The organism is Roseomonas sp. CAU 1739 (assembly GCF_039839775.1).
Lineage (GTDB): Bacteria > Pseudomonadota > Alphaproteobacteria > Acetobacterales > Acetobacteraceae > Neoroseomonas.
On the sequence record NZ_JBDOQQ010000008.1, the window covers coordinates 140,543 to 152,971 of the forward strand.

The window sequence follows — 12,429 nt, forward strand, 5'->3', positions numbered from 1 at the left end:
GGCTTCGGCGCGTTGCCGAGCCTGCGCGTCGCGCGTCACGGCCGCGCCAAGTTTTCCCGCAGCGTCGCGCCGGCGTATTCCTTCCGGAACAGCCCCCGTCGCTGCAACTCAGGCACCACCAGCCGACCGAATTCCTCGAACATCCGCGGATGGACCGTGGGCGTGATGATGAAGCCGTCACAGGCGCCGGAAGTGAAATAATCCTCCAACTGGTCCGCCACCGATTGTGGCGTGCCCACCAGCACCCCGCGCGGCTTCTGCGTGGCCTGGGTGAAGGTGATCCCTTCCTGCTTCATCACCTGCATCACGCGATCGGTCGATCCGCTGATGCCCTGGTTGCCCTGCGCCGCGGCAAAGGATTCCACGTCGCGGTGCTTCGACAGATCCGCGCCCATCAGCGATGAATTCAGCATCTGCTGCGCCTCCGGGTCGATCAGCGACTGCAGATAGGCGTATCTCTCCTGGGCGATCGCCTCGGTTTCACCGATCACGGTCATGAAGCTCGGCAGGACCTTGCAGTCCTCGGGCGGTCGCCCGAACGTCGCCATGCGCGCCTTCAGGTCGTTGGTGAAGGCGATGGTGTCGGCCTTGCTGTGCGGCGTGCAGAACACCAGCTCCGCCCAGCGCGCGGCGAAGTCCCGCCCCCGGTCCGATGACCCGGCCTGCATGAACACCGGGCGAACCTGCGGGCTGCGCGGCATGGCGAGCGGCCCGCGCGTCTTCACCCATTTGCCCTCGAAATTCGTGTAGCGGACCTTGTCCGGATCGATGAAGACGCCGCCCTGCTTGTCCAGGACAAGGGCGCCCTCATCCCAGGAGTTCCACAAGGCATTGCAGGCTTCCAGCACTTCGTCGGCGCGGTCGTAGCGTTCGTCCTTGCCCGGGATGCCGTCCATCCCGAAATTCCTCGCTTCGAGGTTGGTCGCGGAAGTGACGATGTTCCACGCCATCCGCCCCGCCGTCAGCAGGTCGAGCGAGGCGAGCGTCCGCGCGATCCAGTAGGGATGCAGGAAGGTGGTGGACAGCGTGGCACCGAGGCCGAGATGCTTCGTCACCCGCGCCATCACCGGCAGCACGACCAGCGGGTCGAGATACGAGATCTGTCCGCCCAGCTTCAGATAGGCGTCGAAATTCCCGCCATGGATATCAGGCAGCCCAAAGGTGTCCGCATAGAAGCAGGCATCGAAGCACGCTTCCTCCAGCACCCTGGCGATATGCTCGTAGCGCTCGGGGGCGAGGATGTCGTCGAGCGCGGCCTCGGGGTGCCGCCAGGCACCCGGGTGGTTCGCGGTGGGGCCGGTCTTCAGATAGGCGACCAGATGCATCCGGCGTTGTGTCATGCGCTGCGCATCCGGCGGTGAGTGTGACGGGCCATGGGACCTCCGGTCTCCGTTGGGCCGTGCGGGTGTTCGGCGTCCTGGCCGGACTATGCGGGCCGGCCCGCGGGGCGGCAAGCGCGGCCGGCGACGGTGTTCCCTTGAGAAGCCTGGCCGCGGCCCATGACACGGGCCGTCGGGATCAGCCGGGTCGCGCGGTCCCCGCGGTGAAGGTCGGCGTTGATGCCCGCTCGTTGGCCACCATCACCAGGTCGCCGACCTGCAGGGTCGCCGCCGCCACCATGCGCAGGGTGCACAGGGCCGAGACGTTCGCCCCCTCGGCATTGCCGGCGCGTTCGACGGCATGGCCACGCGGCATGTCGCCCCGCATGGCGACCCGTCCTTTCACCGTCATGACAATGTCATGTTCGGGCCGCGAGATAAGGCCCGAGCGCACCCGCCGCGCATCGAGGTATCCGCCGATCAGCCCGATGCCCGTGGTCGCGCTCGGGCGCCAGGATTGGGTCGCGGCTTCCGCGCGTCCACTCGCGGTCCTTGGCCCTCATGCGGCAAGGACGACAACCAGCACCAGGATGAGTGCGCGGGCCCTGCCGCGCCTCCCAGGGTGTTGCGCCTGCTGCGACGGCCCGCCCGGACACCTCGCGCACAGGTTGCATCACCCGCCGTGCACCGGCTTGACCGCCCCGCCGCGCGCCGCCAGAAACCGGCACCCCCGCGACGGGACGAGGAACGCCGATGACTGAGCCCGCCGATACGCTCGACGCCATGCATATCCTGGCCGGAGCCCTGCCTTTCCTGAAGCGCTACGACGACGCGACCGTGGTCGTGAAGTATGGCGGCCACGCGATGGGCGAGGAGGAGACGGCGCTGCGTTTCGGTCGCGACATCGCTTTGCTGGAGCAGGTCGGCGTGAACCCGGTCGTGGTCCATGGCGGCGGGCCGCAGATCAACGCCATGCTCAAGCGCCTGAACGTGAAGTCCACCTTCATCCAGGGCCTGCGCGTGACGGATGAGGAAATGCTCGACGTGGTCGAGATGGTCCTCGCCGGCCCAGTGAACAAGCAGGTGGCAGAAGCCATCACCCGCGCCGGCGTGATGGCGGTCGGCATCTCGGGCAAGGATGGCGGGTTGATCCGCGCGCGCCGGCTGAACCGCACCTATCGCGACCCCGAGAGCAACATCGAGAAGGTGCTCGACCTCGGCTTCGTGGGCGAACCCGAAAGCGTCGATCCCAAGGTGCTGCAGCTGATGATCAGCGCCGACATCGTCCCCGTGGTCGCCCCGGTGGGCGTGGGCGCGGATGGCCAGACCTACAACATCAACGCCGACACCGCGGCAGGTGCCATCGCCGGCGCGCTGAACGCCGAACGCCTGCTGATGCTGACCGATGTCGCCGGCGTGCTCGACCCCGACAAGCGCCTGATCCCCGAGATGACGGTGGCCGAGGTGAAGGCCGGTATCGCCGCGGGCTGGATCGCCGGCGGCATGATCCCAAAGGTCGAGACCTGCATCTACGCGATCGAGAAAGGCGTGAAGGGGGCGGTAATTCTCGACGGGCGCGTGCCGCATGCGATCCTGGCGGAATTGTTCACCGATGCCGGGCCGGGAACGCTGATCAGGCCGTGATGGGATCTCACCCGGTCGGATACCGCAACGTTCCTTGACCTGCGCCGATGAAGTGGTGACGATGCGGCGCAACGCACGCCATGCGTTCATTCATCGCTTCATCGGCGACCACGGAGAGAATCGATGCCCAAGGTTCCGGTGCCTGATTCCATGCAGGGGTGGTGCGAGGCCCTGTTCGACTATGGGCTGATCGGCAACAACGTGACGGGACTGCACTACGGCGTGCAGTGCCATATCACCGTCACCAAGCAGTCCTCGAATGACGGGATCGGGTACCACATCTCGGTCTACAATACCGCCGAGGGGCTGATCGGGGCTGGTTCCTTCAAGCCCGACACGGCCGTGGCGCGCATCTACTTCTTCCCGGGCGTCGGCGGCGCGATCACCGAGAACTGGCTGGGCAAGAACAAGAGCTTCATCACGAGCTTTCCCGGCTACGCCAGCATCAAGTCGCAGGGCGACGAGTTCTTCTACGAGATCTATCCGCAGTTCAAGCCGAAGGTCGCGATGCCGAGCCTGCAGGATACGAACGCGTTCCCGGAACTGAGCTGAAGCGCGGCCGTCGTCAGTTCGGCTTGCCCTCGACCGCGTTCACGCAAGCCGCCCCGGCTTCCTGGCCGAGAGAGTCGCTTCACGCCGTTGGCTGATTGTCGCCAGCCGCGGTCAGCGGGTCGCGGCGCGCGACAGGGCGTCGATCCGCCAGCGCAATTCGCCGTCCCCGACCAGCGACGGCGCCACGGCGACCGTCGCCGTCGCTGGTGGTGCCGGGGCGAGCAGACCAACCACGGTCTCGGCCGCCGAATCGCTCAGCCCGGCCTTGCGACACAACCCCGCCAGGGACTTACTGCATCGGGTCACGACCGCATGGTCCACGGTGGCCCGCGGCATGCTGGCCAGGCCGGCCAGCGCTGCGGTGACGAAGGGCGTCTCCCCGGCGCGGGAGGCGCGCAGCATCATGGCCTCATCCAGCGCACCGGCATGCAGCAGGATGCCGGCGCGCGACGCCGCATCCTCCGCCGTCTCCCCGGGCCGTGGCGCGCCGGCGAGACGCGTGGCGACCGCGCCGCGGATGCGCATAGCGATCTCCGCCGGCATGTCACGCCGATCCACCAGCGAAAGAAGCAGGTCCTCCGCCACGAAGCGCGCCAGCGCCAGCGCCGCGCGGGGCGGCAGGTCGGGCCGGCGGACCAGCGGTTCCTGCCAGGCGGTATGTTCGGCGGCCTGCACGACCAGCGCATCGAGGGTGCTTTCGCGGATCGCCGCGGTGCGGTTGCCGAGCAGCGCGGCGATGGTCGCGGTGTCGCCGGTGGCAACGAGCGCATCGGCCACCGTCTCGCTGATGGCAGGCCGTCGCGCGATGGCGGTCAGCGTCGCCGCGATCGGCGGCGCGGCCACCAGGCCGAGCAGGTCCTCCTCGGTCAGCAGCGGGCACAGGCGGATCACCGGTTCGGCCACGCGCAGGCTGACGTCGCGGGCCAGCGTCAGCATCATCTGGCGTGGGGCATCCGGCAGGTCCTTCACCGCCTCGGCGATGGTGGCGCGGATCTCCTCGGCGGCATCCTCGGCGAGCTTCGCCAGGGCGTTCCAGGCGACCTGGGCGACGCGGTCCTGCTGCGCCGGCGGCAGGCCGGGGGCGAGCGACGCGAGCCGCGTGGCCAGCGCCTGGCGCACCGCCTCCTCGTCATCGGAAGCCAGCGGCAGGAAGGTCTGGTGCGGGCTGGCCAGATTGGCGGCAACGGCGGCGCGGATGCCCGGCGCGCCGTCGGCCATCAGGTAGTACAGCGCCTCGGGCGGCGCGGCGGCATCGGCGGCCAGGGCGAGACGGGCCGCCTGCGGACCGTCCTCGAGGATGCGGGCGATGTCGGTGATGCCTGTCATGGTGCCGGCTCCGCCAGGCGCCAGCCACCGCGCCGGGCGCGCTTGGCATCGTAGAGCGCGGCATCGGCGCGGGCGACGAGATGGCCCGCGCCTTCATCGCTGCCTGGCGCGCGACAGGCGAGGCCGATGCTGAACCGCGGCGCCGGGCAGTCTTTGGGCAAGGCTGCCGCCGCGGCGATCAGTTGCTCGGCACAGGCGACCGCATCGGCAGGCGTCGCCCCCGGCAGCCACAGCGTGAATTCATCACCGCCGAAGCGCGCCGCGGTGCCGGCGCTGCCGGCGGTCTCGCGCAGCAGGCGCGCGGTGGTCCGCAGCGCCGCGTCGCCCGCTTCATGCCCATGACGGTCGTTGAGCGGCTTGAGGTTGTCCAGGTCGAGAAACAGCAGCGCCCCACCCGGCACGCCCACGCCGTCCCCGATCGCCGCGGCGAGGGTGCCGAGGAAGGCACGGCGATTGGCCAGCCCGGTCAGCGGATCGGTGTGCGCCTGGCGCTCGAGTTCCGCCTGCAGGCGACCGAAGCCGAGCACGGCGCCCAGCGTCGCGGCCATGCCGCGCAGCACGGCGAGATCCTCGGCATCCCAGTCGCGGGCCCCGGATGCGCGCCAGGCCGCGAGCGCCGAGATGGCCGGTGGCCGGCCGTGATGGTGGAACAGCACGGCGGGCTGGCGGTCATCGACATGGCCGACCCAATCCCGCGCAGATTCGAGCGCCCCGGCCGCGACCGCGTGCAGTCCCGGGGGCACCTCGGCCGTGCAGCCGATGATCTCGGTGCCGGCATCCGCGGGCACGACCATGGCCGTGCCGGCGCAGCCCAGCGCATCGCGCAGTTCCTGCAACCCGCTGGCCAGTGCTTCCCGCGCCGTGCCGGCGTGGCGCACCGTCTCGCCCAACGCGTCGAGCAGTGCCGCGCGGCGCAGCCCGGCGGCGGCGGCGGTGGCGGCGGCCTCCTGGTCGGTCACGTCACGGGCGGCCCCGCGCAGTCCGGCGAACTGGCCCCCGGCATCGCCGATGGGTGCCAGCGACAGCGCCAGGCAGCGCGGCCGCCCGCCGGCCCCGGCCACCCAGACCCGATGATTGCGCGCCGCCTGGCGCAGCGCGAAAGGGTCCGACGCGGTGCCGAGCAGCAGGGAGGCCGCCCGCCGCCCCAGCAGCCCGCTGGCGGCATGGCCCAGGACATGATCGGGCCACAGGAAGCTGAAGCGGCCGGCGCTATCGGTCTCGAACACGAAATCGGCAGCGAGGCCGGTCAGGTCCTGCCAGCGTTGGCGGGATTCAAGCAGCGCGCCGTGCAGCGCCGCAGCCGCGGCGGCCGCGGGCGGGATCGTCGCCGTTCGTTCCTCGGGTCGGAGCACGGTCGTCATCGACGGCATGGAAGGGCCAGGGCGATGAATGTCCGGTTAGTTTTTTCCGGTGCCGCTCAAAACGGCCGGCGGCGGCCATCCGGCCGCCTTGCCTTCGCGCCATGCGCTGCCGCGACGGGGATGACGGACGCGCCGTGTGCGCGCGGCCCTGCGCGCGGCATCGGGCCATGGGGCGACGCGACCGCGTTGACAGCGCGGCACGGCGGCCCCAAGGAACCGGGCGCCGCACCGACAGCCCGAGGACGCCATGGATAGCACTGCCCTGCAGGCCCGCATCGAATCGCTCTGGCAGACCCGCGACCGGGTCAATCCCGGCACCGGCGGGTCCGACCGCGCAGCCATCGAGGACGCGCTGGACATGCTCGATTCCGGCAAGGCCCGGGTGGCTCAGCCGGATGGCAAGGGCAATTGGCATGTGAACCAGTGGCTGAAGCAGTCGGTCCTGCTGTCCTTCCGCCTGGTCGATTCCGCGCCGATGGATGTCGCCGCCGGCGCCTATGACAAGGTGCCGCTGAAGTTCGCCGATTGGGGCGAGAACCGCTTCCGCGAGGCCGGCTTCCGCGCCGTGCCCGGCGCCGTGGTGCGCCGTTCGGCCTTCATCGCGAAGAACGTCGTGCTGATGCCCTCCTTCGTGAATCTCGGCGCCTATGTCGATGAAGGCACGATGGTCGATACCTGGGCGACGGTCGGATCCTGCGCGCAGATCGGCAAGAATGTGCACCTGTCGGGCGGCGTGGGCATCGGCGGCGTGCTGGAACCGCTGCAGGCCAACCCGGTGATCATCGAGGATGACTGCTTCGTCGGCGCGCGCTCGGAAGTCGCCGAGGGCGTGATCGTCGAGCGCGGCGCGGTGCTGTCGATGGGTGTCTTCCTCGGGGCCTCGACCAAGATCATCGACCGCGCGACGGGTGAGGTCTTCATCGGGCGCGTGCCGTCCTATTCGGTGGTCGTTCCCGGTTCGCTGCCGGGCAAGCCGCTGCCGGATGGCTCGCCGGGGCCTTCCCTGTATTGCGCGGTGATCGTCAAGCGCGTGGACGCACAGACCCGCGCCAAGACCGCGATCAACGAATTGCTGCGCGACTGAGGCGAGCAACCGGCATGGCAGCGGACCCGATCCCCCTCGCCCAGGCAATGATCCGCTGCCGGTCGGTCACACCCGCCGACGATGGCGCGCTGGACGTCGTGCAGCGGGCGCTGGAACCGCTCGGCTTCGCCTGCACGCGACTGGCCTTCGGGCCGGCTGACTACCGCGTGGACAATCTGTTCGCCAGGCGCGGCACCGCCGGGCCGCATCTCTGCTACGCAGGGCATACCGATGTGGTGCCGCCGGGCGACGTCGCGGCCTGGGCCGACGACCCCTTCGCCGCGGTGGTGCGCGACGGCACGCTCTATGGCCGCGGCGCCTGCGACATGAAGGGTGGCATCGCCGCCTTCATCGCCGGGCTGACCGACTTCCTCACCGCACATCCGGATCATCCGGGCTCGATCTCCCTGCTGATCACCGGCGACGAGGAGGACCGGTCGGTCGATGGCACCGCGAAGGTGATGGACTGGATGCAGGCCAACGGCCAGGTCCCCGACATGGCGCTGGTGGGCGAGCCGACCAGCCGGCGGGCCCTGGGCGACACCGTCAAGATCGGCCGGCGCGGCAGCCTCACGGCGCGCATCACCGTGCAGGGCAAGCAGGGGCACAGCGCCTATCCGGCGCTGGCCGACAACCCGATCCACCGGCTGGTCGCCGCCCTCGGGCCGTTGCTGGCCGCACCACTCGACAACGGATCGGAGTTCTTCCCGCCGACCACGTTGCAGGTGACCGGCTTCGATGTCGGCAACCGCGCGTCCAACGTCATTCCCGCCACCGCGCGGGCGATGCTGAACATCCGCTTCAACGACCACCACAGCAGCGCATCGCTCACCGAACGCCTGCACGCCGCGCTGCGCGCCGCAGGCTGTGCCTATGAGATGACGGTGGAGTGCTCGGGCGAATCCTTCCTGACCCGCCCCGGCCCCTTCGTCGATGCGCTGTCGCGCGCCATCGCGCGCAGCACCGGGGAGACACCGGCGCTCGACACCGGCGGCGGCACGTCGGATGCGCGCTTCATTGCGCGATACTGCCCGGTGGCCGAATTCGGTGCCGTGGGGGCCACGCTGCACCAGGTGAACGAGAACGCCTCGGTCGAGGAACTGCGCCGCCTCGCCGGCGCCTATCGGACGATCCTCGAGGAGATCCTCGGCTGAGCGGCGCCGCACCCCCGCCGGCCGGGCCGGTGGTGCGCGGCATCGTTGGCGCGCTGCTGCTCGCCCGCGCGAAGCCGGACGGCATGGATGCCTTCGAGCCGACGATGAAGGATGCCCGCGCCTCCTTCCTTGCCGCGCTGTTCTGCCTGCCGATCTTCCTCCTGCTGCGCCTGGGCGCCGGGCCGGCTGCCGTGGCAGTCGATCCGTCCCGCGCCATCACCGCCGACCTGATTGCCTTCGTCTGTTCCTGGGCGGGGTTTGCGCTCGCCTCCATGCCTTTGGCCGACGCGATGGGCCGCGGCATTCTGTGGCCGCGCTTCATCGCCGCATGGAACTGGGTGAACCTGGTTCAGTATGTGGTGATGGCGCTGCTGTCCCTGCCGGAATTGCTCGGCATGACAGGGATGGTCGCCGATGCGCTGGCGCTGCTGGGGCTGGGCTATGCGCTGTGGCTGCAATGGTTCGCGACGCGCATCGCGCTGGGCCTGTCGGGGCCGCGGGCGGCGGCTTTCGTCGTGCTCGACCTCGGCCTGTCGCTGTTCCTGTCCGGGCTGGCATCGAAGATGGCGATCGGCTGAGCGTCAACGCCAGTCGATCGGCTCCGCATAGCGAACGCTGGTCAGCGTCAGCCCCTCCGGCGGCGCCGTCTGCCCCGCGCGGCTGCGCTCCCGCCCGTCCAGCACGCTGCGCGGCCAGGAGGTCGGGCGCTTGCCGGCACCGACCTCGGCCAGCGTGCCGACCAGGTTGCGCACTTGATGATGCAGGAAGGATCGCGCCGCCGCGGTGATCACCACCTCATCGCCCAGCCGCGCGACATCCAGCCGGTCGAGCGTGCGCAAGGGCGACTTCGCCTGGCAGGACGCGGCGCGATAGGCGGAGAAATCATGCTTGCCGAGCAGCCCCTGCGCGGCGTCATGCATCGCCACCGCATCAAGCCGCCGCTGCACATGCCACACCCGGCCAAGGTCGAGCGCCGGCCGCGCACGCCGGTTCAGGATGCGGAAGCGATACGCGCGGCCGGTGGCGGAAAATCGTGCCGACCAGTCATCGGGCATCACGGCCGCGCCGAGGACGACGACGGGGTGCGGCTTGGCGTGGAAGTTCAGCGCTTCCCGCACCCGTTCGGGCGGCATGTCCACGGCCAGCGTCACCTGGGCAACCTGGCCTTCCGCATGCACCCCGGCATCGGTGCGCCCTGCGGCGGTGACGATCGGCACTTCCCCGCCATTCAGATGCGCGGCGGCCTCCTCGAGCACCTGCTGGATGGACAGGCCATCCACCTGGCGCTGCCAACCGACGAAGGGGCCGCCATCGTATTCCAGCAGCAGCGCGTAGGACGGCATCAGCCGAGCACACCGCCGCGCGGTGGCAGGGCGAAGCCGCGCAGGAAGGCTTCGGCGTCCATCGCCGCGCGGCCCGGGCGTTGCAGCCGCAGCAGCCGCAGCGCGCCGCTGCCGGTCGCGACCAGCGCGGCGTCGTCGAGCATCGTCCCCGGCGCGCCGGCGCCGGGTTCGACGCGCGCCGCCAGCACGCGGATCTGGTCGCCCTGGCATTCGAAGAAGGTGCCGGGCCAGGGGTTCAGCGCGCGCACCCGGCGTTCCAGCACCGCGGCGCCGAGCGACCAATCGAGCCGGCCGTCCTCCTTGGTCAGCTTGGCGGCATAGGTGACGCCCTCCTCCGGCTGCGCGACGGCCGGCGGGTCCTCGGCGAGGGTGCGCAGCACCAGGCGGGCGCCGATTTCCGCCAGCGCGTCGTGCAGCGCCTGGACGGTGGTGTCCGGGCCGATCGGCGTCGCCTCCTTCAGCAGCATGGGGCCGGTGTCGAGACCTTCCTCCATGCGCATGATGGTCACGCCGCTCTCGGCATCGCCGGCGAGAATGGCGGCGTGGATGGGTGCGGCGCCGCGCCAGCGCGGCAGCAGGGAGGCATGGATGTTGATGCAGCCACGGCGCGGCGCATCCAGCATCGCCCTGGGCAGGATCAGCCCATAGGCGGCAACGACGGCGACATCAAGGTCCAGTGCCGCGAAGGCCTCATGCTGGGCGGTGTCGCGCTTCAGCCGGGTGGGCGTGCGGACCTCAAGGCCAAGATCGAGCGCGGCGCGATGCACCGGGCAGGGCGTCTCCTTCTGGCCTCGGCCCGCGGGGCGCGGCGGCTGACAATAGACGGCGGCGATGTCGTGGCCGGCGGCGTGCAAGGCACGGAGCGCCGGGACGGCGAAGTCCGGGCTGCCCATGAAGGCGATGCGCATCGGTGTCACGCGTGACCGGAGAGGGGCCCTGCCCCTCTCCGGACCTCACCCCGCCAGAGGCCTAAGGGCCTCTGGACACCTTGAATTGGGGCGCGCCACATGGGCTCGGTGCTCCAGAAAAGCGACGGTTTCCAAAGGCCTTAAGCCTTTGGCGGGTGGGGTATGGGGAGGGCAGAGCCCTCCCCAAGTCAGGGGTAGGGTTTGGAGAGAGCAGAGCGTTCCCCGCGCATATCCCAGGTTCGGAGCGCGACCCAGTCCAACGCCCTCAGTCCCGCTCCTTGGCCTTCAATTCCTTCGCGAGCTTCCTCAGCAGCATGTTCCGCTTCAGTGCACTCAGGTAATCCACGAACAGCACGCCGTTCAGGTGGTCGATCTCGTGTTGCAGGCAGGCAGACAGCAGGCCCTCGCCCTCGATCTCCCGCTTCGCTCCGGTCAGGTCCAGGTAACGCACCTTCACCCGCGCCGGGCGCGTCACCTCGGCATACTGGCCCGGCAGGGACAGGCAGCCTTCCTCGCGCGTGGCGAGGTCGTCGCTTTCCGCCACGACCTCCGGGTTCACCAGCACCAGCGGGTCGCGGGCTTCCTCCTTCTGAAGGTCGATGACCACCAGGCGCAGCATCTCACCGACCTGCGGCGCGGCGAGGCCGATGCCCGGCGCGGCATACATCGTCGCCAGCATCCTGTCCGACAGCGCGCGCACGGCGTCTCCGCTACCGGCGGCAACGGGCTTCGCCTTCGCGCGCAGGCGCGCGTCGGGAACAAGCAGGATCGGCAGGATGGCGGGGTCGGTCATGGCGGGGCCAGCGCATGTAGCCTTGCCCGCCCCCCCTTGCAACCGCCCGTCCGACCGCCAAAATCACGGAATGGCGGGATGCTACGGGTCCCGCCGACCGCTTCGCTCTCGGATGAGGAGGCCTGCCTTCGTGTCTCGCCCGCCGCTCTTCGGCTCGCCCCTGTTTCTCGGCTTCGACCATCTGGAACAGATGCTCGACCGGGTCGGCAAGAATGCCGATGGCTACCCGCCCTACAATATCGAGCAGATCAGCCCCGATCGGCTGCGCATCACGCTCGCCGTCGCCGGCTTCGCCATGGATGACCTGCAGATCACGCAGGAAGACAACCAGCTGGTGATCCGCGGCCGGCAGACCGATGACAGCGAGGGCCGCATCTTCCTCCATCGCGGCATCGCCGCGCGGCAGTTCCAGCGGGCCTTCGTCCTGGCGGAAGGAATGGAGGTGGAAGGGGCCTGGCTGGACAACGGGCTGCTGCACCTGGAACTGAAACGGCCGCAACCGGAAAGCCGGGTGAAGACCATCCGCATCGGTGCGCGCGCCAATGGACCGACGGCGCTGATGAGCCCCCCCGAACAGGGCTGACCACCGCCTTCCCCTCAACCGGGCCCATCCGGGCCGGATCGACCGTCGCATGGGCCCATGCGGGACATGGCGGCAGGAGGACACTATGATGAACGACGACATCAACACCATCGACGACACCGACGAAACCGATACGCCGTTCCCGACGGCGGCGGAGTTGCGGCGCCTTTCGCCGCTCGATTGGGCGCGTTTTGGCGCGCAGAGCATGGCCTATGTCCGCCCGGTGGTCGTGAATGGCCAGGCAGCGGTGGCGATCCATGCGGCCGATGGCACGCCAATCGGCGCGGCGCCGACCCTCGCCCTGGCGACGGCAGCGATCCATCAGCATGGGATGGGCGCGGCGCTGGTGCATTGACGACCGC

At 70.0% G+C, this 12,429-nt stretch carries 14 protein-coding genes; 7 read left to right on the forward strand and 7 right to left on the reverse strand.

The window, feature by feature from the left end:
* Positions 1 to 35: 35 nt before the first annotated feature.
* The gene (locus AAFN86_RS14905) at positions 36 to 1,340 is read right to left on the reverse strand and encodes an LLM class flavin-dependent oxidoreductase (RefSeq protein ID WP_347544141.1); all 1,305 of its coding nucleotides are present in this window, start codon (positions 1,338 to 1,340) and stop codon (positions 36 to 38) included.
* A 178-nt stretch (positions 1,341 to 1,518) separates the two neighbouring features.
* Positions 1,519 to 1,731, reverse strand: coding sequence for a hypothetical protein (locus AAFN86_RS14910; protein WP_347544142.1), 213 nt, complete (start codon positions 1,729 to 1,731; stop codon positions 1,519 to 1,521).
* Positions 1,732 to 2,072: 341 nt separating this feature from the next.
* Between AAFN86_RS14910 and argB the strand changes: the two genes are divergently transcribed.
* Positions 2,073 to 2,963: an acetylglutamate kinase gene (gene argB, locus AAFN86_RS14915; protein ID WP_347544143.1), complete on the forward strand. Its 891-nt coding sequence runs from the start codon at positions 2,073 to 2,075 to the stop codon at positions 2,961 to 2,963.
* A 123-nt stretch (positions 2,964 to 3,086) separates the two neighbouring features.
* Complete coding sequence (locus tag AAFN86_RS14920; protein ID WP_347544144.1) at positions 3,087 to 3,515, forward strand: hypothetical protein; 429 nt, start codon at positions 3,087 to 3,089, stop codon at positions 3,513 to 3,515.
* Positions 3,516 to 3,626: 111 nt separating this feature from the next.
* Here AAFN86_RS14920 and AAFN86_RS14925 read toward each other — a convergent pair whose 3' ends face one another.
* Together AAFN86_RS14925 and AAFN86_RS14930 are read right to left on the reverse strand one after the other, a co-directional pair.
* Entirely contained in the window at positions 3,627 to 4,841 is a 1,215-nt protein-coding gene (locus AAFN86_RS14925; RefSeq protein WP_347544145.1) for a DUF2336 domain-containing protein, read from the reverse strand.
* Positions 4,838 to 6,202 (reverse strand): GGDEF domain-containing protein, encoded by a 1,365-nt coding sequence (locus AAFN86_RS14930; protein ID WP_347544146.1) that lies wholly within the window; start codon positions 6,200 to 6,202, stop codon positions 4,838 to 4,840. Before AAFN86_RS14930 ends, AAFN86_RS14925 begins: the two co-directional genes overlap by 4 nt.
* Positions 6,203 to 6,449: 247 nt before the next feature.
* Between AAFN86_RS14930 and dapD the strand changes: the two genes are divergently transcribed.
* Genes dapD through AAFN86_RS14945 form a run of 3 tightly spaced genes read left to right on the forward strand, consistent with a single transcriptional unit; the run spans position 6,450 to position 9,018 of the window.
* Entirely contained in the window at positions 6,450 to 7,286 is an 837-nt protein-coding gene (dapD, locus tag AAFN86_RS14935; protein WP_347544147.1) for a 2,3,4,5-tetrahydropyridine-2,6-dicarboxylate N-succinyltransferase, read from the forward strand.
* Between the two features lie 14 nt (positions 7,287 to 7,300).
* Complete coding sequence (gene dapE, locus AAFN86_RS14940; RefSeq protein ID WP_347544148.1) at positions 7,301 to 8,440, forward strand: succinyl-diaminopimelate desuccinylase; 1,140 nt, start codon at positions 7,301 to 7,303, stop codon at positions 8,438 to 8,440.
* A gap of 32 nt (positions 8,441 to 8,472) precedes the next feature.
* Positions 8,473 to 9,018 (forward strand): hypothetical protein, encoded by a 546-nt coding sequence (locus AAFN86_RS14945; protein ID WP_347544149.1) that lies wholly within the window; start codon positions 8,473 to 8,475, stop codon positions 9,016 to 9,018.
* Positions 9,019 to 9,021: 3 nt separating this feature from the next.
* Here the strand turns inward: AAFN86_RS14945 and truA are convergent, their stop codons facing one another.
* From truA to def, 3 genes are all read right to left on the reverse strand, one after another.
* On the reverse strand, positions 9,022 to 9,783 hold the full coding sequence (gene truA, locus AAFN86_RS14950) for a tRNA pseudouridine(38-40) synthase TruA (RefSeq protein WP_347544150.1): 762 nt from the start codon (positions 9,781 to 9,783) through the stop codon (positions 9,022 to 9,024).
* A complete protein-coding gene (fmt, locus tag AAFN86_RS14955; protein WP_347544151.1) occupies positions 9,783 to 10,691 on the reverse strand; it encodes a methionyl-tRNA formyltransferase in 909 nt (302 codons plus the stop codon). Before fmt ends, truA begins: the two co-directional genes overlap by 1 nt.
* A gap of 265 nt (positions 10,692 to 10,956) precedes the next feature.
* Positions 10,957 to 11,484 carry a peptide deformylase gene (gene def, locus AAFN86_RS14960; protein WP_347544152.1) on the reverse strand — a complete coding sequence of 176 codons (528 nt, stop codon included), beginning with the start codon at positions 11,482 to 11,484 and terminating at the stop codon, positions 10,957 to 10,959.
* A 112-nt stretch (positions 11,485 to 11,596) separates the two neighbouring features.
* Here def and AAFN86_RS14965 point away from each other — a divergent pair, with 112 nt between their 5' ends.
* Together AAFN86_RS14965 and AAFN86_RS14970 are read left to right on the forward strand one after the other, a co-directional pair.
* Positions 11,597 to 12,067 carry an Hsp20 family protein gene (locus tag AAFN86_RS14965; protein WP_408906604.1) on the forward strand — a complete coding sequence of 157 codons (471 nt, stop codon included), beginning with the start codon at positions 11,597 to 11,599 and terminating at the stop codon, positions 12,065 to 12,067.
* Positions 12,068 to 12,152: 85 nt separating this feature from the next.
* A complete protein-coding gene (locus AAFN86_RS14970; RefSeq protein ID WP_347544154.1) occupies positions 12,153 to 12,422 on the forward strand; it encodes a hypothetical protein in 270 nt (89 codons plus the stop codon).
* Positions 12,423 to 12,429: the final 7 nt, after the last annotated feature.

Excerpts from the sequence above, each read along its gene's own strand:
- AAFN86_RS14905 (WP_347544141.1), bottom strand. The coding sequence starts at position 1,340 with ATGACACAACGCCGGATGCATCTGGTCGCCTATCTGAAGACCGGCCCC.
- AAFN86_RS14910 (WP_347544142.1), bottom strand. The coding sequence starts at position 1,731 with ATGACGGTGAAAGGACGGGTCGCCATGCGGGGCGACATGCCGCGTGGC.
- argB (WP_347544143.1), top strand. The coding sequence starts at position 2,073 with ATGACTGAGCCCGCCGATACGCTCGACGCCATGCATATCCTGGCCGGA.
- AAFN86_RS14920 (WP_347544144.1), top strand. The coding sequence starts at position 3,087 with ATGCCCAAGGTTCCGGTGCCTGATTCCATGCAGGGGTGGTGCGAGGCC.
- AAFN86_RS14925 (WP_347544145.1), bottom strand. The coding sequence starts at position 4,841 with ATGACAGGCATCACCGACATCGCCCGCATCCTCGAGGACGGTCCGCAG.
- AAFN86_RS14930 (WP_347544146.1), bottom strand. The coding sequence starts at position 6,202 with ATGACGACCGTGCTCCGACCCGAGGAACGAACGGCGACGATCCCGCCC.
- dapD (WP_347544147.1), top strand. The coding sequence starts at position 6,450 with ATGGATAGCACTGCCCTGCAGGCCCGCATCGAATCGCTCTGGCAGACC.
- dapE (WP_347544148.1), top strand. The coding sequence starts at position 7,301 with ATGGCAGCGGACCCGATCCCCCTCGCCCAGGCAATGATCCGCTGCCGG.
- truA (WP_347544150.1), bottom strand. The coding sequence starts at position 9,783 with ATGCCGTCCTACGCGCTGCTGCTGGAATACGATGGCGGCCCCTTCGTC.
- fmt (WP_347544151.1), bottom strand. The coding sequence starts at position 10,691 with ATGCGCATCGCCTTCATGGGCAGCCCGGACTTCGCCGTCCCGGCGCTC.
- def (WP_347544152.1), bottom strand. The coding sequence starts at position 11,484 with ATGACCGACCCCGCCATCCTGCCGATCCTGCTTGTTCCCGACGCGCGC.
- AAFN86_RS14965 (WP_408906604.1), top strand. The coding sequence starts at position 11,597 with ATGAGGAGGCCTGCCTTCGTGTCTCGCCCGCCGCTCTTCGGCTCGCCC.
- AAFN86_RS14970 (WP_347544154.1), top strand. The coding sequence starts at position 12,153 with ATGATGAACGACGACATCAACACCATCGACGACACCGACGAAACCGAT.